Source organism: Cohnella nanjingensis (assembly GCF_014212125.1).
GTDB classification, from domain to species: Bacteria; Bacillota; Bacilli; order Paenibacillales; family Paenibacillaceae; genus Cohnella; species Cohnella nanjingensis.
In genome coordinates, this window is record NZ_JACJVP010000030.1 from 117,708 (window position 1) to 141,059 (window position 23,352).

The following is a 23,352-nucleotide window of genomic DNA, read 5'->3' on the forward strand; positions in this document are numbered from 1 at the left end:
TGTGCGCCTCTCGGTTCGCGCGATCCGCCGCCGAAATAGAGCGGTGCCGACAGAAAAGGCCGCCCGATGCCGCAAGTGCGACAGGGCAGCCCTCTTCTCGCTGTTGATGCCAGATCGTTCGCCTACAACTTGATCCGAATAGGATCGCTCGTTTAGAGCCTTACGCCTCCGTAGTTTGCGATTCCTTGGCGAACCATTGCGTGTGATAAACGCCGGGCTTGTCGGTCCGCTCGTACGTGTGCGCGCCGAAGTAGTCCCGCTGTGCCTGCAGCAGGTTGGCCGGCAGCCGTTCCGCGCGGTAGCTGTCGTAATAAGCGACGGCTGCGGAGAAAGCCGGGACCGGCACGCCGCGCGCCACGGCCGCGGCGACGACTTGGCGCAAGGACGATTGGTAGCGATCCAGCACATCCTTGAAATAAGGATCGAGCAGCAGGTTGTCGAGCGCGCCGTCGCGGTCGAAAGCCGCTTTGATGTTTTGCAGGAAACGCGCGCGGATAATGCAGCCGCCGCGGAAAATCATCGCGATGCCGCCGTAGTTCAGGTTCCAGCCGTAAGCGTCGGACGCGGCCTTCATTTGGGCGAAGCCTTGCGCGTAGGAGATGATCTTGCTCGCGTAGAGTGCCTGGCGGATCGCTTCCGCGAAGGCGCCGCGGTCGCCGGCGGACGGCGTCGCCGCGGGTCCGGTCAGAACACGGCTCGCGCGCGTCCGCTCGTCCTTCATCGCCGACAGGAAACGTGCGAACACGGACTCCGTGATGACCGACAGCGGCATGCCGAGATCGAGCGCGTTTTGGCTCGTCCATTTGCCGGTGCCTTTCTGGCCCGCTTTATCGAGGATGACGTCCACCAGCGGGCGTCCCGTATCCGGATCGCGCTTCGTGAAGATGTCGGCCGTGATCTCCATGAGGTAACTGTCGAGCTCTCCGCGGTTCCATTCGGCGAAAGTGGCATGCAGCTCGTCGGCATCCATGCCGAGCGCGTTCTGCAGCAGATCGTACGCTTCCCCGATCAGCTGCATGTCGCCGTATTCGATGCCGTTATGCACCATTTTCACGTAGTGTCCGGCGCCTTGCGGCCCGATGTACGTGCAGCACGGATCCCCGTCCGCCTTCGCCGAGATCGCCTCCAGGATCGGCTGAACGAGCGCGTACGCTTCAGGCTGGCCGCCCGGCATGATAGCCGGCCCCTTCAGCGCGCCCTCCTCGCCGCCGGAGACGCCGGCGCCGATGAACAGGAGCCCGTCCGCCTCCAGCGCGGCGCTCCTCCGCGCCGTGTCTTCGAAGTAGGCGTTGCCGCCGTCGATGACGAGGTCGCCGGGGGCCAGCAGCGGACGCAGCTGTTCGATCGTCGCGTCCGTCGCTTGGCCCGCCTGAACCATGATCAGGATTCTGCGCGGCGTTTCGAGCGAGGCCACGAATTCTTCCAGGCTATAAGTGCCGAGAATTCGATTGCCCGCCGCTTCCTTCAGCATGTCGGTTACTTTCTCAGGCGAACGGTTGTAGACCGCGACGGCGTATCCTCTGCTCTCGATGTTCAACGCCAAGTTCTTACCCATTTCAGCCATTCCGATCACGCCGATTTGCGCTTTGCTCATCCGCTTATAACCTTCCTCTCTATTCGTAATCATGGTGGAACCGGCTTCTCCGCGTTCAAGGCGTCGTTCGATTACGTACGGATCGCATGGAAGGGAGCGTCTCGATCTGTGCATCAATGTTAGTAGACATAAGCCAAACTTTCTCCAATGGTCTCTTCTTCCACGGCTTGGCCTTGGCCATGCTCGACCCATGCGAAGCCTTGCTCCGCCAGCAGGCGATCGGCCGCGAGCGGGCCGTTCGATCCGGCCGGATACGCATGCAGCGGCACGATACGCTCCTCGAACGCTTCGAGGATCGGCTGAACCCATTTCCAAGATAGCTCGATCTCGTCCCAATGGGCGAAGAACGTCGGGTCGCCGTGCAGCGCATCGAAGAGCAACAATTCGTACGCTTCGGGCACCTCTTCGGCATCGGTCGCGAAATGGAGCGGAACGGGCTGAATCTCGCCGTTCAGGCCATGCAAGTTCAATTGGAAATCGACGCTTTGATTCGGTTGGATGTTGATGCTCAGGTAGTTGCGCACCGGATCTTCCGAGGAGTGGCTCTCCAGCGGATTTTTGAAGACGAAGACGATGCGGGTCGACTTCTCGCTTAATCTTTTGCCCGTGCGAATATAGAAAGGTACGCCGCGCCAGATCGGATCGTCGAGCTGAAGCCGCGCCGCCACGTAGGTGTCCGTGTTCGATTGCGGATCGACGCCCGGCTCGTCGCGATAACCCGGGACAGCGTTGCCTTCGATCTCTCCGGCGGCATATCGTCCGCGCACGATGTGATTCGCCGCTTCATCCTTGTTCACGGGGTAGACCGAATCGATAATCTTGCGCTTGTCATAGACCTCGGAGTGCCTTGCCGTCATCATCAGCAATTGAAGCATATGATTCTGGAACATGTCGCGCAGCGCCCCGGCCTGGTCGTAGTAGCCGGCACGCGCCTCGACGCCGACCGTCTCGCTGGCCGTGATCTGCACGTTCGCGACGTAATGGTTGTTCAGCACCGCTTTCAAGACGGGGTTGGAGGCGATCAATGCCTGCAGATTCTGCACCATCGGCTTGCCTAGATAATGATCGATATAGTAGATGTCGTCGGACGGAAATGCGCGACCCAGCGTATCGTTCAACGAACGCGCGGAGGCGAGATCGTGGCCGAACGGCTTCTCGATCACGAGCCGCGTCCGACCGTCCTCATTCCCTAGTCCGCTCTCGCGGATATGCATGGCGATCGGCCCGAAGTGCTCTGGCGCGACGGAGAGATAGAACAACCGGTTGCCCGGCAGTCCGAGCTCCGTTTCCCGCTTCTCGACCGCATGCTTCAACCGGATATAGCTCTCTGGATCGCGCGCGTCCAGCACGTGATATTGAATGCGCGCCGCGAAGTCTGCGATCGCCGCTGCGTTCTCCTTGCCTTTCCGGGAGAAACGCCCTAGCGACTCGGCTACGTGCACGCGGAATAATTCGTCGTTAAAAGGCTTGCGGCCCAGCGCGAAAACGGCGAATCGTTCGGGCAGCTTGCCCTCCAGGTGCAAATTGTACAAAGCCGGGAAGATCTTGCGCTTCGCCAAATCCCCCGTAGCGCCAAACAGAACAAACGCGGATGCCTGCATGATGACTCCTCCGATCCGATGCTTCGTTTTCTATAATCAAGTAACTGTAATCAAAACAATAACACTTATTTCATGAACTTTCATGAAGGTTCGATGAAGAACGGATGAAGATCCAATGAATGGTATTTCGGAGTCGCATTGCGCTGGCCGAGACTCGCATCGGAGACATGGGAAATGGCCTCGCGTTCGCCGTTTTAACGATATCCCCTTCGATCAGGACGACGCTCTCCCTCGAATCGCCTTCGAACGATATCCATTTCCCTCAGGATGACGTTCCCCTCGAATCGCATTCGAACGGTATCCCTTTCACTCAGGTCGACGCCAAGCTCCGAATCCTATTTGAACGATATCCCCTTCGATCAGGTTGATGCTCTCTCAGTATATCGTTTGCACGATATCCCTTTCGATCAGGTTGATACTCCCTCTGTAAATCGTTTGAACGATATCCCTTTCACTCTGGCTGAATTGCTGAAAAAGACAATTTGAAACAAACCAAGATCACTTTCTTCCTCCCGCTGGCATCAAGATCTTGACTCTCCAAGGTCGGTTTCTTATTGATCCCCTGAGCCAAAAAGTCTTCTTCCCTGAGTGAGCGGGATATTGCGCAAACAGCAAAGTACGAAAAAATAATTCTGAGCGAAGGGGATATTGTATAAATGGCACCGTTCCTGAGCGAACGGGATATCGTCTAAACGGCACACAACGCGTAAACTCTTCCTGAGCGAACGGGATAGCGTGTAAACGACATACAACGCGGACTGTTCCCTGAGCGAACGGGATAGCGTGCAAACGGAGAGGAACGAAACTAGGCGCATGAAAAAAAGAAGGATGAAACCCGCTCCAAACGGATCTCATCCTTCTGCGTATTATTGCTGATAATACTTCTGGAGCGCCTGGCCGACGCCGAGGGTGTTGGTCAACAAATGTCTGGCGCTGAAGAACAGGTCGCCTTGGACGCGGCCGTTCCGCGCGTTGTAACGGAGCTGATTCACGATCTCGTCCGAAGACTGCCAGCCCGTCTCCGTCGTCCCGAGCTTATATGGCGCGTGGCCGACGTACAGTTTCACATTGGTGCCCGACACCTCGTTTGACCACCAGTCGACCAATTTGTCATAGCGGGCCGTGGAGAACGAAAGGCTCCAATAGATCTGCGGAGCTACATAATCGATCCAGCCTTGGCGGATCCAGGTGCGGACGTCGGCGTACATATTGTCGTAAGCCGTTACGCCGGCCTTGGTGTCGGAACCGGTCGGATCCTTCGCCAAGTTGCGCCAGACGCCGAACGGGCTGATCCCGAACTCGACCTTCGGTTTGGCTTGATGGATCGAAGCGCCGAGCTGCTGGACAAAGGTGTTGATATTGTCGCGCCGCCAGTCCGCCTTCAGCAGGATGGACTTCGGATTGTACAGCGCGAAGGTCGCATCGTCGCTGAATACGCCGCTGGACGGATAGAAGTAATCGTCCAGATGGACGCCGTCGATGTCGTATTTCTTGACGACTTCCATCACGACGTCAATGATATGCTGCCTGGCTTCCGGGATGCCCGGATTGATATAGAGCTGCGTGCCCGAAGCGACGATCCAGTCGGGATGCTTCAACGCCACGTGGTTCGACGCGAGCTTGTCCGTCTTGGTGTCGACATTCGCCCGGAACGGGTTGAACCAGGCATGGAACTCCATGCCGCGCTTGTGCGTCTCCTGGATCAGCACCGCAAGCGGATCGTATCCGGGATCTACGCCTTGAACGCCGGTCAGCACCTTCGACCAGGGGACCAGATCCGAAGGATACAGAGCATCCGAAGCCGGTCTGACCTGCAGGAAAACGGCGTTCATCCCCATCCCTTGCAGGCGGTCCAGCATCGTGGTGAACTCTCCTTGCTGCAGCGACGGATCCCCGTAGGTAGCGGTCGATGGCCAATCGAGGTTGAATACGCTGGAGATCCAAGCGCCGCGCAGCCCTTTGACCGCCCCGCCGCCGGTCCCGGTTCCCGGATCGACAGGACCGCCATTGCCGCCGCCGTTGCCCGAGCCGTTGTCGCCGCCCGAACCGGAGCCCGATCCGTTTCCGGAGCCGCCGCCAGATCCATTGCCCGAACCATTCCCGGAGCCGTTACCCGATCCATTGCCCGAGCCGTTCCCGCCGCTGGGATCGCCGCCCGTGCCCGTTCCCGGATCCGGATTGCCGCTCGACGACAGAGAGATTGTCCGGGCCACCCCGTCCCAATCCACTTTCAGGCCCAGGCTCTCGCCTACGAAACGCAGCGGTACCGTCACGCGGCCCAATTTGTTCTCCACCGACGCATCGAGGGCGACCCGGCTTCCGTTCACGGATGCGAACTTCTGGCCGCTCGTCATCGTGATCTTCGTTCCGCCTTGCGTGATGGTCGCGGTCTTCGTCTTGCCGGACCAGTCGACATTCGCGCCAAGACCTTCGCTCACGACGCGGATCGGCACCATCGTGACGTTCACCTTCGGAAGAATGTAAGGCGCGACGTCGGTCTGAATCCGCTTTCCGTCGAGATAGAGCGTGATGGCCTTGACGGCCGCGGCTTGCGCCGGTATTCCGAACGACAGCATACAAAGTGCTAGCACCAACGGTAACGCGATCCACTTCCGAACTTTCATGAACCCAAATCCTCCAAGCCTATGAGATATCATTGCGCGTATCTATTAGACGTAAATATGGGGAGATGGTTGCTAGAAAACGCGAAAACGGCCGAATGAGAAACTCCTCATTCGACCGTACCTTGTCATTCGTTCACTTCTCTTGCAGCCGCCGCCTCGGATTCAGGCTCGGATGGCGAAACCGCGTCAGACGAATTGCCGTATTCCTCCACCGCCTCCCAGGCGCCCGCGTCGTCGAATCGTCCGGCTTGGCGCCGGCGGTCCGCGCCCGCGCCGGATGGCGGCGGCGTCATGACGCGCTCTTCGACCGGACCGTCAGCCGTCCGTCTCGCGTCGGACGCCTGCGCGAAGTGTCTTTCGAGCTCGCTTTTCTCCCGCAGCAGCATCTCCTTCAGCTTCGCCAGCCGGGCTTCATTCAGATCTTTCATCCAAGATCCCCCCTGCCGGACGCGCATGAATTCCGCGGTCCGATTCGTTGACCAGCTTCGCGAACTCGCGCGCCGTGCTGGCGGCGGATTGCGGATTCTGTCCGGTGACGAGCCCTCCGTCCACTTCGACATGATCCTCACCGTTCGGCTTGGTCATAAAATGCGCTTCCAGCTCGCGAAGCTTCGTCTCCAGCAGGAACGGCATCTCGTCCGCTTTGCCCGTCTCGGCTTCTTCGGCGTTCGTGAACCCCGTCACCGTCCGGCCTTCCACGAGCCAATTGCCTTTGTCGAGCTTCGCGCCGACCAGGCCGGCCACGCCGTGACAGACGGCGCCGATCGGCTTCGCCGAGGTCGAGAAGTCCGTCAGCAGATTCTGCAGCTGGACGTCCTGGGGGAAGTCGAACATCGCCCCATGACCGCCGCAGAGAAAGATGCCGTCGTAATCCGACGCCTTCGCCTGGGACAACGCTAGCGTATGGCGAAGCAGGTTTTTGGTCTCCTCCGCGCACTCCGGATCCCCGCCCTTCAAGCTGGCGGGATCGATATGACATGCCCCGCCGCGCGGACTGGCCACCGTGACTTCCAAACCTTGGGCGACAAACGCCGTCAACGGCTCCGCCAACTCGGAGAACCAGACGCCCGCCATTTGGCCGTTATCCATCCGATGTCCGTTCGAGACGACCGCCAGTACTTTTTTCGCGTTCATGAGGCTTCACTCCCTTAAAGGTAAGATAACTAATCCTTACCCCCGCGAGAGTCGGAAGAATCCGATTTCGCTCAACCCCGCCAATCGCTCAGTTGTTCGACGAGCCGATGCGCGTCCAGGACGCGATCCGCCCGGATATCGCATCGGTCCGGAGCGGCCAGCGAGCCCAAGAAATGCGCGATCGCGCCTTCGAACCCGCGACGATGCGCGATCGTCTGCCAACCGCCGAACGCTTTGCGCGTCTCTCCCTGCTCACGGTCGCGCCACACCGCGGACTCCAGGTTCAGAATCTCCGCGGACCGGCCGCCGCCATGCAGTTCAACTCGCTCCAGATCGCCACCGGCTCGCCGGTTCATGCTGAAGACGGCGGCACGCGCGCCCATCCGCAAGCTGCCCGAAGCATGCAGCAGCCGGCCGTCGGCGCTCGTCTCCTGCGCGTAGGCCGACACTTCCGCAGGCTCCGCGCCTAGCCACAGGAGCAGATCGAGCATATGAATGAGATCGTCGTACAAAGTCATCTTCGCCTGCAAGCTCTGCTGCCTCGTCCGATGCTTCTGCGCGACGCAGAAGTCGAAGCCGCCCGCTTCCTGCATCCACGCCTTCGCTTCGGCGTACATCGGGGCAAATCGCCGGTTGAAGCCCACCGCCAGCAGCAGTCCACGCTTCGACGCCAATTCGGCCATTCGCTCCGAAGCCGCGATATCGTACGACAACGGCTTGTCGACGTAGACGTGCAGGCCGCGTTCGAGGCAGGCCGTCACGACTTCTTCGTGCGTTTCGGTCGGCGAATGGAGAACACGGCGTCCATCTCCGTGCGCAGGAACGTGTCCCGATCCGTAAAAGCCGACGGGATGCGGTATAGCCGGCCGACCCGCTCGACCGTCTCGGCGGATCGGCTCATGATGGCGGCAATCTCGACCTTTTCATGCATGCCCAGGACGGGCAGATACGCTTTGCGCGCAATATCGCCAAGTCCGATGATTCCGATTCTGGTCGTCAATCCCTACACTCCCCATTCGGTCTCTGGCTGTCTTTTCCACGAGGCGTTCATTCCTGTAAAGTAGGGTAGCACCTCGATCAACCGACCGTCTTCCGCTTGCACATCACGGCTCGACGCGCTCCGCTGCCGCCGGCGTCAAAGGCGCGCAGCCGGCCGCATCCAACCGGCGCTTCGCTTCGGCATAGACGTCCGCCGGCAGCTTGCCTCTCGCCGCGTCGCGGATATTCTCGTGCAGATGCGCCGGATTCTTCGTCCCGACGATCGTCGTAGACAGGTTCGGATGGGTCAGCGTGAACCGTAGCATGAAGCCCGTACGGCTCTCGCCTTCCTCGCGCAGCTCGTCCAGCTTCGCCGCCTCCCAATGCGTCCAGCGATCAGCGAGACCGCGTCCCGCGCCCGGCTCTCCTTGACCGACGCCGCCCCGAATGATCGCGCCCGCGCCCGTCGCCGCCGCTGCGCCGATCAAGTTCTCGTGCGCCCGCTCCAAGGCCGAATACGGGATCTGGTACGTATCGAACGCGCCGGTCGCGATGTAATCGGGCAGATGAGGCAAGTAGCTGGAGATGCCGATCCAACGCGCTTTGCCGGAAGCTTGGATCTCCTTCAGCACTTCGATCAATCGGCCGTCTTCCGCTTGTTGAACGGTCGGTCCGTGCAGTTGCAGCAGATCGACATAGTCCGTCTTCATGCGGCGCAGGCTCGTCTCGATGTTGTGCAGCAGATTGTCCCTCGTCCAAACATGCGGCGTCTCGTCATGGTCGCCATGATCGACGAGCGTGCATCCGCACTTGGTCGCGAGGATGTACGAATCGCGCCGACGGCTGATGAATTGGCCGATCAGCTCTTCGCTGCGGCCGTAATCGTAGGAAGTATCGATAAAGTTAATGCCGGCGTCCAGCACCTCGTTCAAGATGCGCCTCGCGTCCTCGTCCGACACGGGACGTCCGTTCCACACCCGGGGACCGCGAATCTCCATCGCCCCGTAGCCCAGCTTCGTCACTTCCAGGCCCGTCCGTCCCAGCACCGTCTTCTCCATCTCGCTCTCCTCCCATTTGCGCCTAACGCGCCGGATAGATCCATTGTATCTAAAAACGCGCGTTTATGGAAACGGCGCGCGCGAAATCGACCGCCGCAAATGTCGAGAGGGCAGCCGCTTCCGGCTCACCCGCCTCGGGAAGGCAAACGTCCCCCGCCTGTTTTAAAACCGCAGAGGCGTTTGAAGCTGTGCCGATGTTATCTCCGAAAGTAGGAGGATGACAGGTCACGCCTAGTGTATCGTTACTCTTCCTTGCGCAGACGCCGGTCCAAGACGAACGTGCCGAAGGGCAGCAGCGACGCGATTCCCGCGACCAGCACGCGCCAAAACGACCATCGGCGGCGGATCCACACGACGAGCAATGCGATGAGGTAGGCGCCGAACAGGAATCCGTGGATCGAACCGACGATTTGGACCATGATCGGCATGTCCGCCCAATACTTTAACGGCATGGCGATGAGGAGCAGGACGAGGAAGGAGATCCCTTCCGCGATCCCGATCTTGCGAAGGGCGCGAACGGCGTTGCTGAACATGGCGCAACCTCTTTCTAGGTTTGAATAATTAAAAGTAACGAAGTACCTATTTAATTATACAAAAAAGCAACCTCGCGGTTGCTTCGTTCGGGCGTTAATCTGTGTCGCCATTGTGTCCGATCAGCCATTCGCCGGCGATGCCCGGCGTCGTCATCTGAACGGGATCGAGGATGACGTCCATCTCTTCCTTCGTGAGGAGGCTGCGTTCCAGGATGAGATCCTGAACGGTCATCCCCGTCTTGAGCGCTTCCTTCACTAGACCCGCCGCCACCTCGTAGCCGAGATGGGGATTCAGCGCCGTCACGATGCCGAAGCTGTTGCTCACGTAGGTCCGGCACCGGTCGCGGTTAGCCTCCATGCCTTCCAGCGCGTAGCGGACGAAGACGTCGATCGCGTTGCGCAGAATCTTGAGCGATTGGAGCAGATTGAACGCGATGACGGGACCCATGACGTTCAATTCGAACTGGCCCGCTTCCGAAGCGAGGCAGATCGTGTGATCGTTCCCCATTACCTGGAAGGCCGTCTGGTTGACGACCTCGGCCATGACGGGATTCACCTTGCCCGGCATGATCGAGGAGCCGGGCTGCCGCGCGGGCAGCGACAGCTCGCTAAGACCGGTGCGCGGACCGGACGCCATCAAGCGGATGTCGTTGCAGATCTTGGACAGATTGACTGCGCATACTTTGAGCGAAGCGGACAGCTCGGTGTACGCGTCGGTATTCTGCGTCGCGTCGACCAGATCCGCGGCCGATTCGATCGGAATCCGCAGATCCTCGGCGAGCAGCCGGACGACTTCGCGGATGTATTCGGGTTTCGCGTTCAAGCCTGTCCCGACGGCGGTCGCCCCCATATTCACGGGCAGCAGATGGGCCGTCGCGCTCGAGATGCGCTTGATATCCCGGCCGACGACCGCCGCGTAGGCGCCGAACTCCTGGCCCAGACGGATGGGGACCGCATCCTGCAGGTGGGTCCGCCCCATCTTGATGACGTCGTCGAATGCCTGCTGCTTCGCGGCGAAGCCGGCCTGCAGCGTGCCCAGCGTCTCTAGCAGGCGATCCGCCAGCCGGTGCGCGGCGATCTTGAGCGCGGTCGGGATCGCGTCGTTGGTCGATTGGGACATATTCACATGGTTGTTCGGATTGCAGTAGAAATAATCGCCCTTCTCGCGGCCCATAATCTCCAGCGCTCGGTTGGCGAGCACTTCGTTCATATTCATATTGATAGACGTGCCTGCGCCGCCCTGGATAGAGTCGACGATGAATTGGTCGGCCCATTGGCCGCCGGCCACCTCGTCCGCCGCTTGAACGATCGCCTGCATGATCGGCGCCGGCAGCATGTGCGTCGCCGCGTTCGCTTGCGCCGCCGCTTTCTTCACGTGCGCCAAGGCGACGATCAGCTCGAAGTGAATCGGGACGCCGGTAATCGGGAAGTTCTCCACCGCGCGCAGCGTCTGGATGCCGTAGTACGCGTCTTGCGGCACTTGCTTCTCGCCTAGAAAGTCTCTCTCGATCCGGTATGACATCCGTACGCCTCCTTCATGGGGCCGCGTGCAGCTCGATCGCGGCCGTCATCCCATTGTAGCACAATTGGAAATCCTTGTTCGAGCGGCAGCCCGGACCGACCGGACGAACATCCGCGGCGCCAAAAAAAGAAACGAGACGGGATTCTATCCCGTCTCGTTCCACCCGCCATCGGCGTTCATCTATGATGGCGTAGTCGCTGCCGCACCGTACCGAGTTTCAGGTCCTCGCCGCCGGCACGCCCGTATTCTTCGGCGACTTAAATCTCCGCTGCCGCCGACTCGTCGCCGATCGCGCTACTCGGCGATCTGCTCGATCTTGATCAGATTCGTGGCGCCGGCCTTGCCGATCGGCGTGCCCGCGGAGATCACGACATGGTCGCCCGCGGCGAGCAGGCCGGTCTTCCGGCCGTTGCGGACGGCGGACGCGAACACGTCGTCCGTCGATTCCGCTTTCTCGCCCTTCACCGGGATCACGCCCCACAGCAGGCACAGCCGCTGCAGGACGTTATCATCGGAGGCGATCGCGACGACCGGCGCCTTCGGCCGGTACTTCGAGACCATCCGCGCGGTGAATCCGCTCTCGGTCGGCGTCAGGATCGCTTTGGCGTCGAGCTCGAGCGAGGCGCTGACGACCGACTGGCTGATCACCTCGGTGACGGTCGACGGCTGCCGCTGGCTCCGCTTGCGGAACTGCTCGCCGTAGTCGAGCATCGACTCCGCCTTCACGGCGATGTTCGCCATCGTCTCGATCGACTCGACCGGATACTTGCCCGCCGCCGTCTCGCCCGACAGCATGATGGCGTCCGTGCCTTGCAGCACCGCGTTCGCGACGTCGCTCACTTCCGCGCGCGTCGGACGCGGATTCACCTGCATCGAGTCGAGCATATGGGTCGCGACGATGACCGGCTTGCCGGCCAGGTTGCACTTCTCGATCATCTCGCGCTGGATCATCGGCACTTCTTCGACCGGGATCTCGACGCCGAGGTCGCCGCGCGCCACCATGATGCCGTCGGACGCTTCGATGATCGCGTCGAGATTGTCGACGCCTTCCTCGTTCTCGATCTTGGAGATGATCTGGATATGGCCGGCGCCCAGCTCCTCGAGCATTCCGCGGATCTGCAGGATGTCTTCCGCACGGCGGACGAAGGAAGGCGCGATGATGTCGACCTTCTCCCGAACGCCGAACTTGATGTGCATAATATCGCGTTCCGTGACGCCGGGCAGCGTCGTCCGGATGCCCGGCAGGTTCACGCCTTTGTTCGACTTGATCGTGCCGCCGTTCACGATGCGGCAGACGATCTCCGTCCGATCGACGGATTCGACCGTCAGTTCGATCAGACCGTCGTCGATCAGGATCCGATTCCCCGGCTTCACGACGAGCGGCAGCTCGGCATAGTTGACCGAGATGCGCTCCGCGTTGCCGACGATCGTCTCCGTCGTGAGCGTCAGGCGTTCGCCTGCCTTGAGCTCGCCCGGTTCGGCCAGCTTGCCGATGCGGACTTCCGGTCCTTTGATATCCATCAGAATCGCCACCAGCGCGTTCATCTCCCGCGCCGCTTCGCGGATGCGCGTCATCCGTCCGCTGTGATCCTCAAGCTCTCCGTGCGCCATGTTCAGGCGGGCGACGTTCATCCCCGCGCCGATCATCCGCTTCAGCACCTCAACCGACTCGCACGCCGGTCCCATCGTACATACAATCTTCGTTTTGCGCATCATTCTCTCCCTTTCGCTCTTCCCGATGTCCAACCTCTCGATTCTATTGTAGATCGAATTTTGTCGGATGAATATGAACTATAGTATGATAGATTCATCATTGTACGATCGGAGGCGAAGCGAATCATGCTTCATGTCGCTTATGTCAGACAGGATCGAGGCACGGACTGGTTCGAGCAGGGAGAGCCGGACCGCGGGCTCGCGTCCTTCATAGCCGTGACTTACGGGCGCATCGTGTACTGGATGGGCAAACGGAAGATCATTCTCGAGAAAGGCGACTTTCTCTTCGTGCCCGCGTTTGCCGACTATTACGCCAAGAGCATTCCTTCGGTTTTCCACGAGAAATACGTCGTCTCGTTCTCCTGCGGCGAAGCGGCGGCACGGGTGCCGCTGTTCGGCGAGGGCCGTCTAGCGCATGCGCGAATGGGCATGTACGAATGGATGATCGAACGTCTGAAGACGATGCACGAGGAATGGACGGAACAAGCGCCGTATGCCGATCTGCGCGCAGAAGCGATCCTGAGCGAGCTGGCGGTGCTCTGGAGCCGGGAAAATCTGCGGGAACCCGCCACGGATGCCGCCGTCCGCATGGCCGAGCGGATGAAGGCCTATATCGCCGGCCATTACCGGGAGCGCGTGACGAAGGAGGAGCTGGGGGAATGCATCGGCCGCACGCCCAACCACGCGGCAGCCTTGTTCAAGCGCGTGATCGGGCAGACGATCAGCGCCTATGTGCATGCGGTCCGCATCAAGACCGCCGTCTACATGCTGTCCGACTCCCTGCTCACGGTGGCCGAGATCTCGGAATACTTGGGCTATCGGGACGTTTCTTACTTTCAACGGATCTTCAAACGGACGACGGGCCGCATCCCTTCCGACTATATGCGCGATCGGCCTTGAATTGATGTCATTAAATATAACACATTCATTGACCGACTCGCGCCGACCATGTTACATTCTTACCAATTCAGCAATCCGCGCTAGATGTCCCGGTAAGGAAAGTTGACAAAGTCCGCAGTCCCTCTCGCGCGGGATGCGGCTCCTTCCCTCGCCGGCATTCATGCGGGATCCATCCCCGTAGGAGGCTACCCGATGTTCCGATCCCTCTGGCAAGACCGCAAATCCTGGTCCGGCTATCTCGTCGTCATCCTCGCGCTTCACGTCGTCGGAATGCTCGGTCTGCTTACCGCCGCCCGGCACGACGCGGCGTTCTGGAGCGTCGGACTGCTCGCTTATACGCTCGGGCTGAGGCACGCCTTCGACGCCGACCATATCGCCGCGATCGACAACACGGTGCGCAAGCTGGTCGAACAAAAAAGAAGCCCGCTCGGCGTGGGCTTCTACTTCTCGCTCGGACACTCGTCCGTCGTCTTCCTCATGGTGCTCGCGATCGCCTTCTCCGTTCATTGGATCCAGGACCGGATGCCGCAGATGGGCGAGATCGGCGGCGTGATCGGCGCCTCCGTCTCCGGCCTCTTCCTCGTCGTCATCGGCGCCCTGAACCTGATCGTGCTGCTGCAGCTGCTCCCGCTGTTCCGGCGTCTGCGGGAGGGACGCCTGCAGGAGGATCAGCTCGAGGCGCTGCTGAACGCGCGCGGCTTGTTCGCGCGCATCCTGAAGCCGCTGTTCCGCTTCGTGAGCCGCAGCTGGCACGTCTACCCGCTCGGCTTCCTCTTCGGACTCGGCTTCGACACGGCGACCGAGATCGGGCTGCTCGCCATCTCGGCGACCGCCGCGCAAGGGACGATGCCGATCTTCGGCATCATCTCGCTCCCGCTCCTCTTCGCTGCCGGAATGAGCCTCATGGACACCGCGGACGGCATGTTCATGACGAACGCCTACCGCTGGGCGTTCGCGACGCCGCTGCGCAAGCTCTACTACAACGTCACCGTCACCTCGGTCTCCGTCGCCGCCGCGCTCGTCATCGGCATCGTCGAGCTCGCGCAAGTGCTGGGCGACCAGGCGAAGACCAAGGGACCGCTCCTCGCGTGGATCGACGGCATCGCATTCGATCAGGTCGGGTACGCCTTGGTCGTCCTGTTCGCGCTTGCCTGGACCGTCTCGATCCTCGCTTGGCGCCGGCGGCGGCGGCAGCCCGATGCGAGCCTTCGCGGCTAGCTTATCGCACCGCCGACGCTTGAAGCCGGAGCACGTAGCTCTTGATCTGCACGGCTCCGTTGTAGATATCCTTGTCGGACGCCCGCTCGAACCCCAGCCGTTCGTATAGCTTGATCGCGGCCGCCATGAGATCGGACGTATGCAAGTACATCGTAGGAGCGCCCAGCTCGCGCGAGCGACGGGCGCTCTCTTCGATGAGGGCGGTCGCGACGCCGCGCCCCCGGGCCTGCCGCGAGACGGCCAGCAGACGGATGACGGGCGTATGAATCTCGAGGCTCGGCAAGCCGTAGGCGCTGTCGCCCGAGTCGAAGAGCAGCACGCTGCCCAGAATCCGTCCGTCCCCTTCGGCCACGAGTCGCGCGATCGGTCCCTCCCGCGTGACCGAATCGCTCAATTCCTTGCGATAAGGCTCCCACCGGCCTTCCGGAAACCTTGTCTCGTATTCGCCGTAGGCCTCCAACAGCAGGTCCCGGATCGGCTCCGCATCCGCAGGGGACGCTTCCCGAATGCGAATCTCCGCCACTTCTCCCAAAACGATCCCTCCGTCTCTCTAACCTCTCCACATCATTCTGACTATCCTGATCGGGTTAACATTCGTTCTCACTGTACCACCGCTCGCGATCCAGCGTCAATGCGCGGACGATAGAGAAATTCGATCGTCGCGTCCGACGGATTGACGAACGGCCGCCATCCCGGCGGCGAAGCCCGACGAGGGCCCGGGCTACCGTTTCTCCGCGCGTAAGGTTTATACTGAATGAAGACGAGTTTGACCGATCTCCCTATAGAAACGAGGAAATGCCATGCCTCTCCCTTCATCAATCGATGACGCCATCGTCCTGGACGGCGACAGCGTCTTCCTCGCGCATCCGATGCCCTTCTCCTACCCGGAGACGCTCGGTTACTTGACGCGCTCCAACGAAGAAGTGCTGCATCGCGTGACCGATGACGGCCGCATCTTGAAGCTGCTCCGCATCAAGGATCTTCCCCTGCTCGTCGAGCTCGCCCATGAGCCGGACCGCGACGGGCTTCGCATCCGCTGCCTAAGCGGCAGTTGCGCATCCGAACGACTCCGCGAAGCGGCCGGCTACGTATGGGACTGGTTCGGACTCGATGCGGACGTCGAAGCCTTCTACCGGATGGCGGCCCGGGATCCGGTTCTGTCGCCGTTGATCCTGCGCCATTCCGGACTCCGTATCGTCGGCGTGCCGGACCTGTTCGAAGCGCTGTGCTGGTCGATCATCGGTCAGCAGATCACGCTCAGCTTCGCCTACCAGCTCAAAAAGCGGTTCGTGCAAACCTATGGCGATTCGCTGGAATATGAAGGCGAACGCTTCTGGTCGTTTCCCGACCCGGCCGTCATCGCGCGTCTCTCCGCCGACGATCTTCGCCCGCTGCAATTCTCGCGGAACAAGGCGAACTTCCTGATCGGCGTCGCCCGCGAAGTCGCGGCGGGGACGCTGAACAAGGCGCAGCCCGAGCTGCGGGGCGGCTTCGACGCCGCCGTCGTCCGCCTCACCGCGCTCCACGGCATCGGTCCGTGGTCGGCGAATTACGCGCTCATGCGCTGCCTGCGCTATCCCGAGGCGTTCCCGATTCAGGACGCCGGCATTCACCAAGCGGTGCGCAAGCTTCTGAATCTGGACGCCAAGCCGACGCTGGCCCAGTTGCGGGAGCTCTATGCGCCGTGGGCGGGCTGGGAGGCTTTCGCCACCTTTTATCTGTGGCGCAGCCTGTCGGACTAATGGTCTTTTTACCGGTTATCGACCTTCTCGGTCATACCGCATGTACAAGCTTTGCACCTATCCATCTCTGTATGACCTCCGATAAAAACGTGTCGCCGCTCGGGAAGACGGCGAAGCCGTTTTTACTCGGGATACAGATCGTGGTTCAGCAGCCGGTGCTCCGCCATCCGTTCGTACTTCGTGCCGGGTCGGCCCCAGTTGCAGTAGGGGTCGATGGAGATGCCGCCGCGCGGCGTGAACTTGCCCCACACCTCGATGTACTTCGGATCCATGAGCGCGATTAGATCGTTCATGATGACGTTCATGCAATCCTCGTGGAAATCCCCATGGTTGCGGAAGCTGAACAGATAGAGCTTGAGCGACTTGCTCTCCACCATGCGCACGTCCGGCATGTAGGAGATGTAGATCGCGGCGAAGTCCGGCTGGCCCGTCATCGGGCATAAGCTGGTGAATTCGGGACAGTTGAACTTGACGAAGTAATCCCGTCCCGGATGTTTGTTCTCGAACGTCTCCAGCACCTCGGGCGCATACTGGTACGCATACTTGGTGCCCTGATTGCCGAGCAATGTGACGCCGGCCAGCTGCTCGTCGTTTCTTCCTGCGGACATGAAAAAAATCTCCTCCCTTTTCTGTCGGGCCCGGCCGCGAATGCGGCTTGCCGGATGCGAAAAGAACAAAGAGATTCGTGAAACACGCTGTATAAGCCACTAAGACGTCCCTTAGTTTTTTATAGAGGGAGTTTGCGAACCTCTCCCGGCGGCGCGAAGCGGCCGGATTTTCTTCCTTTGGACGCTTTGTACTATAGCACAATCCCGCATGGATTGCACCCGCCAAGCGCAGCCGATCCGACAGAAGCCGTCAATCCCTCGCCGCGGAAAAGGTCGGAGGAACCGGAGGCGTAGCATATCCCGATGACCAGACGCTTATCGGAGCGTTTCGCGCGGAAATTGGCAAAAAATGTTGCTTCACGTGAAACATCCCTGACCCGATTCCGCTTCGTTCGCACGGCTTGTCTTCAATCGGCGAATCCGAGAAATTCGGGCATGCGAAGCCTGCCGTCCGCCGTCCAATCGCGGAACCGGACGCGCGCCGCGATCGCCGGCTTCACATAGACGTAATCCCGGTCCTCGCCGGTCGCGATCTCGCGGCTCACGCCGCCGAACGCTTGGCGGTAGGGATCGGGCACGTCGCGGTCCAGCAGCCCGACGATCTTGCGGTCGTGCGCGACCAGCCACCCGAAATGATGCTTCCGGTAGCCGACGATCGCGACGTTCGCATAGCGGTAACGCATGATCTTCTGCCAGCTCCCGTCCCTGCGGCCGACGTAGCGGCTCGACTTCCGCTTGGCCGCCATCCCCTTGAACGGCTTGCCCGCCATCGCCTCGTAAAAGGCGCTGCCGTCTCCATCGATATACGGCAGCTTGGAGAAGCTCCGGCTGTCTTCGAGCGCGCCGGAGAGCATCTCTTTGCGCCGTTCGAGCGGAAGATCCCGCAGATCGGCGCCATCGCAGCGCAGCAGATCGAACGCGAAAAAATGAACGGGCTGCCGCACGGCCGCTTCCCGGATCTGCATCGGCTTGCGCATGCGGAATCGCTCCGTCAGCCGCTCCGGCGCGAACGTCCCCGTCGCGGCGTCGAAGCAGGCGACTTCGCCGTCGAGCACGGCGTCCGCGCCGCCGGCGACCGGTACTTGATGCAGCTCCGGATACTGGGACGTGACTTCGATGCCGTGGCGCGTGTACAGTCGAACGCGTCCGCGTTCCAACGATACGAGAAGTCGACGGCCGTCGATCATCGGCTCGAACAGGCAGCCTTCGTCGTCGAAGGGATGCTCCCGTTGCTCGAGCAGCATGGGCGCGATGAACATGGGACAGTCCGCCTTTCCTCTCTTATCCCTCGATTGTAGCACTGGAGAGGCTTGCGAGGGGATGGTAATTGTATGTATAAGAGGAACATCCGAACAGCATAATAAGTGGCAAATCATGGAGGTGATTACATATGGCAAGTCGCAACCAGCTCGTAGTGCCGAACGCGCGCGCCGCGCTCGAGCAAATGAAGTTCGAGGTCGCGCGCGAACTGGGCATCCAGATCCCGCAAGACGGCTACTACGGCAATATGCTGACCCGCGAGACCGGGCAGCTCGGCGGCAATATCACCCGCCGCCTGGTTCAAATGGCGGAGCAGCAGCTCGGCGGCAGCGGACGTTACTGAGCTCGTCGGCAGAGAGCTGAGCGAAGCTCCGCCAACACCGCAAGCCCCGCAGGCAGATGTCTGCGGGGCTTGCATTCGTCAAGGGGACAATGGGTTTAGCGGACGTCGTAGCCCTGGTCCTCGATAGCTTCCTTGATCGCCGCGAGCGTCGTCTTCGCTTCGTCGTACCGAACCGTTACGGCATGGCCCGCCAGATCTACCGTCGCCTTCGCGCCCAGCTGCTTCACGGCGCCCTCCACGCTGTTCACGCAATGCGCGCAGGACATGCCGTCTACCTTCAAGGTTACGTTCTGCATACGATTAACCTCCCCGTTCCTTCATTCAATTCGGAAGCTCGGCCTTCGATCCGGAGCCGCAAGGGATTCGGTTCATCATAGGTTCGCCTCTCGCGCTCAGTTTAATATACCCCGTAGGGGTATGTCAAGCGACAAAAGGAATCCCCTTCCGAGGAAGAGGATTCCTTTCACGCGTTAATTCCGCGCCGACGACGATTCTCCGTCCGGCACGAGATGGCGGTCGAGCACGGCGCGGTACGCGCCGCTCGGACGCAGTCCCACCAGCTTCTCTGCCGGTTCGCCGTCGCGGAACACGATGACCGTCGGGTTGGCCATTACGCCGAAGGCCGAAGCCGTCTCCGGCGAATCGTCGCAATCCACCTTGAGCATCGAGACTTGGCTGCCGTACGCATCCGCCAGTTCTTCGAGCACCGGCATCAGCGCCTTGCAGGGCGGGCACCAGGTCGTACTGAAATCGACAAGCGTAACCCCTAGGGGACGAACGTGTTCCTTGAACGACTGATCGTTCACTTCGGTCAACTTCACGGGTCATTCCTCCTGAACGCGAACGGAATTCGCCCCGAAGAATCGGATTCGGTCCTGGAGATTGGCTTTGATCCGCCCGAGCTGCTCGATCTGCGCTTCGATCTCCCGCAGCTTCCGCTCGTACACGGGCAGCACTTCCCGGCAGAACGTCTCCGGGTTCTGCAGTACGCAGGTCAGAAAGCCGGAGATCTGCTCCGTAGACAGTCCGAGCTGCAAGTAAAGTTGAATCGTGCGCACCTGATCCTCGGCGAACGGCGAATACTCCCGGTAGCCGTTCGCCTCCCGAACGGGCGTCAGCAGCCCCTGCTCTTCGTAATAGCGCAGCGACCGGATGCTCACGCCGGTTCGCGCGGACAGTTCCCCGATCTTCATGACCGAATCCTCCTTTCTTCAGCGGCTGTTTCCATTCTAAACCCTCACATCGATGTGAGAGTCAAGCGTTCAGGAAGATTGCGCCCGATCCTCGCCGATGACAGTCTCCGTCAAAGGCTTTCCCGGGATGCTGGCCGCGAGCACCGTCATCGCCATCGAGAAGCCGTAAGCGCTGCACCGCCGTTGAAACGCCGCGAAGTCCTCCAACGTCGCGGTCGCGATCTTCATGAGAAAGTTGTATTCCCCGCTCGTGCGGTACAATTCCAGCACTTCGGGCGATTCCTCGCAGAACCGCTCGAACGAACCGCAATCGTTCGTCTTGAACTGCACGAAGGTCGTCACGCCGCGGCCCAGCTTCTTCGGCGCCAGCACCGCCCGGTAGCCGAGGATGACGCCCTGTTCCTCCAATCGGCGGACGCGTTCGGTCACCGCGGGCTGGGTCATGGAGACCGTTCGCCCGATCTCCGCGATCGAGATGCGCGCGTTCTCCTCCAACAGAGAGAGGATTTGCATATCGATGCGATCCATTGCTGCCGCCTCCTTGCATTTTTCAAGTTTTACGGACCGGAATAACTGCATTTCATCAAGTTCAATCCCCATTTTAACATGAATATCGGATGTAAATCGCGCTCGGAATTCCCTAAAATGAACGCTATACCGGAAAGGGGAAATGAAATATGAACGCCAAGACGTCTTTATTGAACCAACCGTTGAAGATCAATCGCCTCGTCCTGCGCAACCGGCTCGTTCTCGCGCCGATGCAACAGTATCAAGGTACGCCGGAAAGCTTCGCGACCCAGCACCACGTGGACCACTACGGTCGCAGAGCCCGCCATGTCGGCCTCGTCATCCTCGAATCCGTCGCCGTCTCGCCGGACGGACGGCTGAATCCGAACGATATCGGCATCTTCACCGACCGCCACGTCGCGCCGATCCGCAAGATCGCGGACGCCATCCGCCAAGCGGGCGCTCCGGCGTTCATTCAGCTGTCCCACGGCGGACGCAAGTCCGACCCGCAGACGACCCGCCGGCTCGTCGGGCCGAGCGCGATCCCCTATGATGACTTTTTCGGCACGCCGAATGCGCTGACCTTGTCCGAGATCGAATCGATCGTCCAGGAGTACCGCCTGGCGGCGAGAAGGAGCCTGCATGCCGGCTTTGACGGGATCGAAGTGCATGCGGCGCACGGCTTCCTCGTCCATCAATTTCTCTCTCCGTTAACGAACCGCCGGGAGGACGCCTATGGCGGCAGTCTCGAAGGAAGAGCCCGATTGTTGAGGGAGATCGTCGCCGCCGTCCGCGCGGAGACCGGAGACGACTACCCCGTCATCGTACGCGTCTCTGCGACCGACTATGCGTCGGACGGACTGACCGCGGGACAACTCGGGGAAATGTTAAAGGGCGTGGACATCGACGCCGTCGACGTCTCGACGGGCGGTCTCTTGCCCGTCGCGCCCGAGCATACGCCGGACGGCTATCAGCTGCCTTATGCCGCGGCGATCAAGCAGCACGTGCGCGTGCCCGTCATCGCGGTCGGGAACATCCATCGGCCCGATTACGCCAACCGCATCCTGGAAGACGGTCTGGCGGACGCGATCGCGATCGGCAGGCCGATGCTGCGGGATCCCGACTTTGCGGCCTCGATGCTCGGCATCGAAGCCGGAGCGAAAGCCGTGGACGACCGCGCCTGCAAGGCCGCCACGTCCTAACGGCGCGGCAATCGCCCGCAGGGACAGGCGGAACGTCGGCCCGGATGCCGCGCTGCGCGCACCCGATCGAGACTTACTGCGCGAACGCGGCGTGCGGGATAGGGATACGCGGCGGTTCCGCGCTGCCTGCGCACGCTCTCGCCTCTTCGCGCTCAGTCCCGTTCGTAGATCGAGCCGGACCGGCTGGCGAAGAATTCGGCATATACTTTCTCCGCGTATGCGTCCGTCATGCCGGAGAGATAGTCCGCCACGAGACGCTCCCACGGCCATTTGCCCTTCTGCAGCTCGTACATCTCCAGCCAGTCGGGCGGAAGGATCAGCCGCCCCGTCTCCAGCGTCTTGAAGCTGTCCCACAGCCCGCGAATCATGATCTCGCTGCGCTTGTGGAGACGCTGCACGCGGAAATCCTTGAGGAGCGTCACCCACGCGAGCTTCTTCAGAATCTCCATCGTCCGGAGGAGTTCGAGATCTTGAACGCCTTCGCGGATGAACGTCACCCGCTTCCAGCCGCGCGCCGGGTCGTCCAGGATGCCGACTTGATTGGCGAACTGGCGCACCCAGCGCGCCTTCATCTCGCGTCTCGTACGCGACGGCTCTCCGTCGCACTCCATATAGATCGCCTCCCATTGCGCCAGGTAGTCGCTCAGCACCCGGCGAACCATGGCTTGCAGATCCACTTGCTCCCAGTTCATATCCTTGTTGCCCGGATCGTCCTCGATCTCCTGAATCAGATGAGCGATGATCCGGTCATCCTCGAACAACGTCCGGCTCATCGGAATTTTGCCCGCGCGGATGCCGTCCTCCAGATCGTGCGTCGAATATGCGATATCGTCGCTGAGGTCCATCAACTGCGCCTCGAGCGTCGCGCACCCCTCCGGCATCCCCCACAGCTGGCGCAGATAGGCGATGCCTTCCCACTCCGTGCGGTAGACCCCCTTGACCCGTCCCGGCTCGTCGATGCAGAAGGGATATTTGTTAATGCCGAGCAGCACGGCCGCGCTGAGATCCAGCCCGCTGTCGCTGCCGGCCCGCTTCTCCAGGAACATGAGGATCCGGAAGTTCTGCGCGTTGCCTTCGTACTTCAACCCATGCTCCGCGGTCAGGACGTCGTTCAGCACTTCCTCGCCTTTGTGGCCGAACGGCGGGTGCCCGAGGTCGTGGGCCAGCGCGGCGACCTCGACGACTTCGGGCTCCAGCATCAGGCCGGGATGCGCCTTCGCCGACAGAAACGCGTATTGCTTGCCCAGCCGGCGCGCGACCTCCCGGGCGATCTGCGACACTTCGAGCGAATGGGTGAGCCGGGTCCGGTAATAATCGCCCGAACCGGCGCCGAACACTTGCGATTTGCCCTGAAGCCTGCGAAAAGAAGGCGATTGGATCAGCCGCGCGTAGTCTTTCTCGAATTCGTCCCGGTCTTCGCCGGAGTGGATGTTTTCGGTATCGTATAACCGCAGCTTGCGCACGTTCATGCACACCCGCTCCCTTCCGCTATTTTTCAAGTATCGGCAAGTCTAAGTTTTACCGTTACTTTGCCGATACATCTCCGATAAATACGTGTCGCCGCTTCCCAGAAGGCGGCGAAGCCGTTATTGCTTGCATCCGATCGTTCGATGGATATTGGC

Annotated in this window: 23 protein-coding genes, 1 pseudogene and 1 riboswitch; of the genes and pseudogenes, 5 read left to right on the forward strand and 19 right to left on the reverse strand. The window is 60.9% G+C overall.

Features of this window, described 5'->3' with window-relative positions:
* Nucleotides 1-160 precede the first annotated feature (160 nt).
* The 11 genes and pseudogenes from gnd to pyk form a co-directional block, all read right to left on the reverse strand.
* Nucleotides 161-1,594: an NADP-dependent phosphogluconate dehydrogenase gene (gnd, locus tag H7C19_RS18925; RefSeq protein WP_185670611.1), complete on the reverse strand. Its 1,434-nt coding sequence runs from the start codon at nucleotides 1,592-1,594 to the stop codon at nucleotides 161-163.
* 119 nt (nucleotides 1,595-1,713) lie between these two features.
* Nucleotides 1,714-3,195 carry a glucose-6-phosphate dehydrogenase gene (zwf, locus tag H7C19_RS18930; RefSeq protein WP_185670612.1) on the reverse strand — a complete coding sequence of 494 codons (1,482 nt, stop codon included), beginning with the start codon at nucleotides 3,193-3,195 and terminating at the stop codon, nucleotides 1,714-1,716.
* A gap of 866 nt (nucleotides 3,196-4,061) precedes the next feature.
* Nucleotides 4,062-5,819, reverse strand: a complete 1,758-nt coding sequence (locus H7C19_RS18935; protein ID WP_185670613.1) for a family 10 glycosylhydrolase — start codon at nucleotides 5,817-5,819, stop codon at nucleotides 4,062-4,064.
* A 125-nt stretch (nucleotides 5,820-5,944) separates the two neighbouring features.
* On the reverse strand, nucleotides 5,945-6,247 hold the full coding sequence (locus H7C19_RS35730) for a hypothetical protein (RefSeq protein WP_246469602.1): 303 nt from the start codon (nucleotides 6,245-6,247) through the stop codon (nucleotides 5,945-5,947).
* A complete protein-coding gene (locus H7C19_RS18945; protein WP_185670614.1) occupies nucleotides 6,231-6,953 on the reverse strand; it encodes a type 1 glutamine amidotransferase domain-containing protein in 723 nt (240 codons plus the stop codon). The genes H7C19_RS35730 and H7C19_RS18945 overlap by 17 nt, the downstream gene beginning before the upstream one ends.
* Nucleotides 6,954-7,024: 71 nt before the next feature.
* Complete coding sequence (locus H7C19_RS18950) at nucleotides 7,025-7,636, reverse strand: Gfo/Idh/MocA family protein (protein ID WP_376775386.1); 612 nt, start codon at nucleotides 7,634-7,636, stop codon at nucleotides 7,025-7,027.
* A 12-nt stretch (nucleotides 7,637-7,648) separates the two neighbouring features.
* Nucleotides 7,649-7,884 (reverse strand): annotated as a pseudogene (locus tag H7C19_RS35735) (Gfo/Idh/MocA family oxidoreductase); the annotation flags it as partial.
* A gap of 172 nt (nucleotides 7,885-8,056) precedes the next feature.
* Nucleotides 8,057-8,989, reverse strand: coding sequence for an aldo/keto reductase (locus H7C19_RS18955; protein WP_185670615.1), 933 nt, complete (start codon nucleotides 8,987-8,989; stop codon nucleotides 8,057-8,059).
* A gap of 242 nt (nucleotides 8,990-9,231) precedes the next feature.
* Nucleotides 9,232-9,522 (reverse strand): DUF3817 domain-containing protein, encoded by a 291-nt coding sequence (locus H7C19_RS18960; protein ID WP_185670616.1) that lies wholly within the window; start codon nucleotides 9,520-9,522, stop codon nucleotides 9,232-9,234.
* A 94-nt stretch (nucleotides 9,523-9,616) separates the two neighbouring features.
* Nucleotides 9,617-11,044, reverse strand: a complete 1,428-nt coding sequence (gene aspA, locus H7C19_RS18965) for an aspartate ammonia-lyase (RefSeq protein WP_185670617.1) — start codon at nucleotides 11,042-11,044, stop codon at nucleotides 9,617-9,619.
* 294 nt (nucleotides 11,045-11,338) lie between these two features.
* A complete protein-coding gene (gene pyk / locus H7C19_RS18970) occupies nucleotides 11,339-12,757 on the reverse strand; it encodes a pyruvate kinase (RefSeq protein ID WP_185670618.1) in 1,419 nt (472 codons plus the stop codon).
* A 126-nt stretch (nucleotides 12,758-12,883) separates the two neighbouring features.
* On the opposite strand from pyk, the gene H7C19_RS18975 reads away from it, so the two are divergent.
* Together H7C19_RS18975 and H7C19_RS18980 are read left to right on the forward strand one after the other, a co-directional pair.
* Complete coding sequence (locus tag H7C19_RS18975) at nucleotides 12,884-13,657, forward strand: helix-turn-helix domain-containing protein (protein WP_185670619.1); 774 nt, start codon at nucleotides 12,884-12,886, stop codon at nucleotides 13,655-13,657.
* Nucleotides 13,658-13,849: 192 nt separating this feature from the next.
* Entirely contained in the window at nucleotides 13,850-14,875 is a 1,026-nt protein-coding gene (locus H7C19_RS18980; RefSeq protein WP_185670620.1) for a HoxN/HupN/NixA family nickel/cobalt transporter, read from the forward strand.
* A 1-nt stretch (nucleotide 14,876) separates the two neighbouring features.
* Here the strand turns inward: H7C19_RS18980 and H7C19_RS18985 are convergent, their stop codons facing one another.
* Nucleotides 14,877-15,398, reverse strand: coding sequence for a GNAT family N-acetyltransferase (locus tag H7C19_RS18985; protein WP_376775387.1), 522 nt, complete (start codon nucleotides 15,396-15,398; stop codon nucleotides 14,877-14,879).
* A gap of 277 nt (nucleotides 15,399-15,675) precedes the next feature.
* Here H7C19_RS18985 and H7C19_RS18990 point away from each other — a divergent pair, with 277 nt between their 5' ends.
* Nucleotides 15,676-16,617 (forward strand): DNA-3-methyladenine glycosylase family protein, encoded by a 942-nt coding sequence (locus tag H7C19_RS18990; RefSeq protein ID WP_185670622.1) that lies wholly within the window; start codon nucleotides 15,676-15,678, stop codon nucleotides 16,615-16,617.
* 122 nt (nucleotides 16,618-16,739) lie between these two features.
* Here the strand turns inward: H7C19_RS18990 and queF are convergent, their stop codons facing one another.
* A complete protein-coding gene (gene queF, locus H7C19_RS18995) occupies nucleotides 16,740-17,225 on the reverse strand; it encodes a preQ(1) synthase (protein WP_185670623.1) in 486 nt (161 codons plus the stop codon).
* A gap of 105 nt (nucleotides 17,226-17,330) precedes the next feature.
* Nucleotides 17,331-17,374: riboswitch (PreQ1 riboswitch) on the reverse strand.
* Between the two features lie 258 nt (nucleotides 17,375-17,632).
* Nucleotides 17,633-18,484, reverse strand: coding sequence for an ATP-dependent DNA ligase (locus tag H7C19_RS19000; protein WP_185670624.1), 852 nt, complete (start codon nucleotides 18,482-18,484; stop codon nucleotides 17,633-17,635).
* A gap of 131 nt (nucleotides 18,485-18,615) precedes the next feature.
* Between H7C19_RS19000 and H7C19_RS19005 the strand changes: the two genes are divergently transcribed.
* Nucleotides 18,616-18,828, forward strand: coding sequence for an alpha/beta-type small acid-soluble spore protein (locus tag H7C19_RS19005; RefSeq protein ID WP_185670625.1), 213 nt, complete (start codon nucleotides 18,616-18,618; stop codon nucleotides 18,826-18,828).
* Between the two features lie 95 nt (nucleotides 18,829-18,923).
* On the opposite strand, the gene H7C19_RS19010 is transcribed toward H7C19_RS19005, so the two are convergent.
* The 4 genes from H7C19_RS19010 to H7C19_RS19025 all read right to left on the reverse strand — a co-directional run bounded on the left by H7C19_RS19010 (nucleotide 18,924) and on the right by H7C19_RS19025 (nucleotide 20,549).
* A complete protein-coding gene (locus tag H7C19_RS19010; RefSeq protein ID WP_185670626.1) occupies nucleotides 18,924-19,124 on the reverse strand; it encodes a copper ion binding protein in 201 nt (66 codons plus the stop codon).
* Between the two features lie 174 nt (nucleotides 19,125-19,298).
* Nucleotides 19,299-19,649, reverse strand: a complete 351-nt coding sequence (locus tag H7C19_RS19015; RefSeq protein ID WP_185670627.1) for a thioredoxin family protein — start codon at nucleotides 19,647-19,649, stop codon at nucleotides 19,299-19,301.
* A gap of 3 nt (nucleotides 19,650-19,652) precedes the next feature.
* Complete coding sequence (locus H7C19_RS19020; protein WP_185670628.1) at nucleotides 19,653-20,021, reverse strand: MerR family transcriptional regulator; 369 nt, start codon at nucleotides 20,019-20,021, stop codon at nucleotides 19,653-19,655.
* Nucleotides 20,022-20,090: 69 nt separating this feature from the next.
* Nucleotides 20,091-20,549 (reverse strand): Lrp/AsnC family transcriptional regulator, encoded by a 459-nt coding sequence (locus H7C19_RS19025; RefSeq protein ID WP_185670629.1) that lies wholly within the window; start codon nucleotides 20,547-20,549, stop codon nucleotides 20,091-20,093.
* Between the two features lie 149 nt (nucleotides 20,550-20,698).
* On the opposite strand from H7C19_RS19025, the gene H7C19_RS19030 reads away from it, so the two are divergent.
* Nucleotides 20,699-21,730: an oxidoreductase gene (locus H7C19_RS19030; RefSeq protein WP_185670630.1), complete on the forward strand. Its 1,032-nt coding sequence runs from the start codon at nucleotides 20,699-20,701 to the stop codon at nucleotides 21,728-21,730.
* Between the two features lie 152 nt (nucleotides 21,731-21,882).
* On the opposite strand, the gene H7C19_RS19035 is transcribed toward H7C19_RS19030, so the two are convergent.
* Nucleotides 21,883-23,199, reverse strand: a complete 1,317-nt coding sequence (locus tag H7C19_RS19035) for a deoxyguanosinetriphosphate triphosphohydrolase family protein (RefSeq protein WP_185670631.1) — start codon at nucleotides 23,197-23,199, stop codon at nucleotides 21,883-21,885.
* Nucleotides 23,200-23,352 lie beyond the last annotated feature (153 nt).

Bases quoted from the DNA above. Each gene is read 5' to 3' on its own strand.
- H7C19_RS19005 (WP_185670625.1), top strand. From the start codon at position 18,616: ATGGCAAGTCGCAACCAGCTCGTAGTGCCGAACGCGCGCGCCGCGCTC.
- H7C19_RS18935 (WP_185670613.1), bottom strand. From the start codon at position 5,819: ATGAAAGTTCGGAAGTGGATCGCGTTACCGTTGGTGCTAGCACTTTGT.
- aspA (WP_185670617.1), bottom strand. From the start codon at position 11,044: ATGTCATACCGGATCGAGAGAGACTTTCTAGGCGAGAAGCAAGTGCCG.
- H7C19_RS19000 (WP_185670624.1), bottom strand. From the start codon at position 18,484: ATGTTCATCGCGCCCATGCTGCTCGAGCAACGGGAGCATCCCTTCGAC.
- H7C19_RS18960 (WP_185670616.1), bottom strand. From the start codon at position 9,522: ATGTTCAGCAACGCCGTTCGCGCCCTTCGCAAGATCGGGATCGCGGAA.
- H7C19_RS19010 (WP_185670626.1), bottom strand. From the start codon at position 19,124: ATGCAGAACGTAACCTTGAAGGTAGACGGCATGTCCTGCGCGCATTGC.
- H7C19_RS19030 (WP_185670630.1), top strand. From the start codon at position 20,699: ATGAACGCCAAGACGTCTTTATTGAACCAACCGTTGAAGATCAATCGC.
- H7C19_RS19035 (WP_185670631.1), bottom strand. From the start codon at position 23,199: ATGAACGTGCGCAAGCTGCGGTTATACGATACCGAAAACATCCACTCC.
- H7C19_RS18980 (WP_185670620.1), top strand. From the start codon at position 13,850: ATGTTCCGATCCCTCTGGCAAGACCGCAAATCCTGGTCCGGCTATCTC.
- pyk (WP_185670618.1), bottom strand. From the start codon at position 12,757: ATGCGCAAAACGAAGATTGTATGTACGATGGGACCGGCGTGCGAGTCG.
- H7C19_RS19020 (WP_185670628.1), bottom strand. From the start codon at position 20,021: ATGAAGATCGGGGAACTGTCCGCGCGAACCGGCGTGAGCATCCGGTCG.
- H7C19_RS35730 (WP_246469602.1), bottom strand. From the start codon at position 6,247: ATGAAAGATCTGAATGAAGCCCGGCTGGCGAAGCTGAAGGAGATGCTG.
- gnd (WP_185670611.1), bottom strand. From the start codon at position 1,594: ATGAGCAAAGCGCAAATCGGCGTGATCGGAATGGCTGAAATGGGTAAG.
- queF (WP_185670623.1), bottom strand. From the start codon at position 17,225: ATGTCCGCAGGAAGAAACGACGAGCAGCTGGCCGGCGTCACATTGCTC.
- H7C19_RS18975 (WP_185670619.1), top strand. From the start codon at position 12,884: ATGCTTCATGTCGCTTATGTCAGACAGGATCGAGGCACGGACTGGTTC.
- H7C19_RS18990 (WP_185670622.1), top strand. From the start codon at position 15,676: ATGCCTCTCCCTTCATCAATCGATGACGCCATCGTCCTGGACGGCGAC.
- H7C19_RS18950 (WP_376775386.1), bottom strand. From the start codon at position 7,636: ATGGCCGAATTGGCGTCGAAGCGTGGACTGCTGCTGGCGGTGGGCTTC.
- H7C19_RS18955 (WP_185670615.1), bottom strand. From the start codon at position 8,989: ATGGAGAAGACGGTGCTGGGACGGACGGGCCTGGAAGTGACGAAGCTG.
- H7C19_RS19025 (WP_185670629.1), bottom strand. From the start codon at position 20,549: ATGGATCGCATCGATATGCAAATCCTCTCTCTGTTGGAGGAGAACGCG.
- H7C19_RS18945 (WP_185670614.1), bottom strand. From the start codon at position 6,953: ATGAACGCGAAAAAAGTACTGGCGGTCGTCTCGAACGGACATCGGATG.
- zwf (WP_185670612.1), bottom strand. From the start codon at position 3,195: ATGCAGGCATCCGCGTTTGTTCTGTTTGGCGCTACGGGGGATTTGGCG.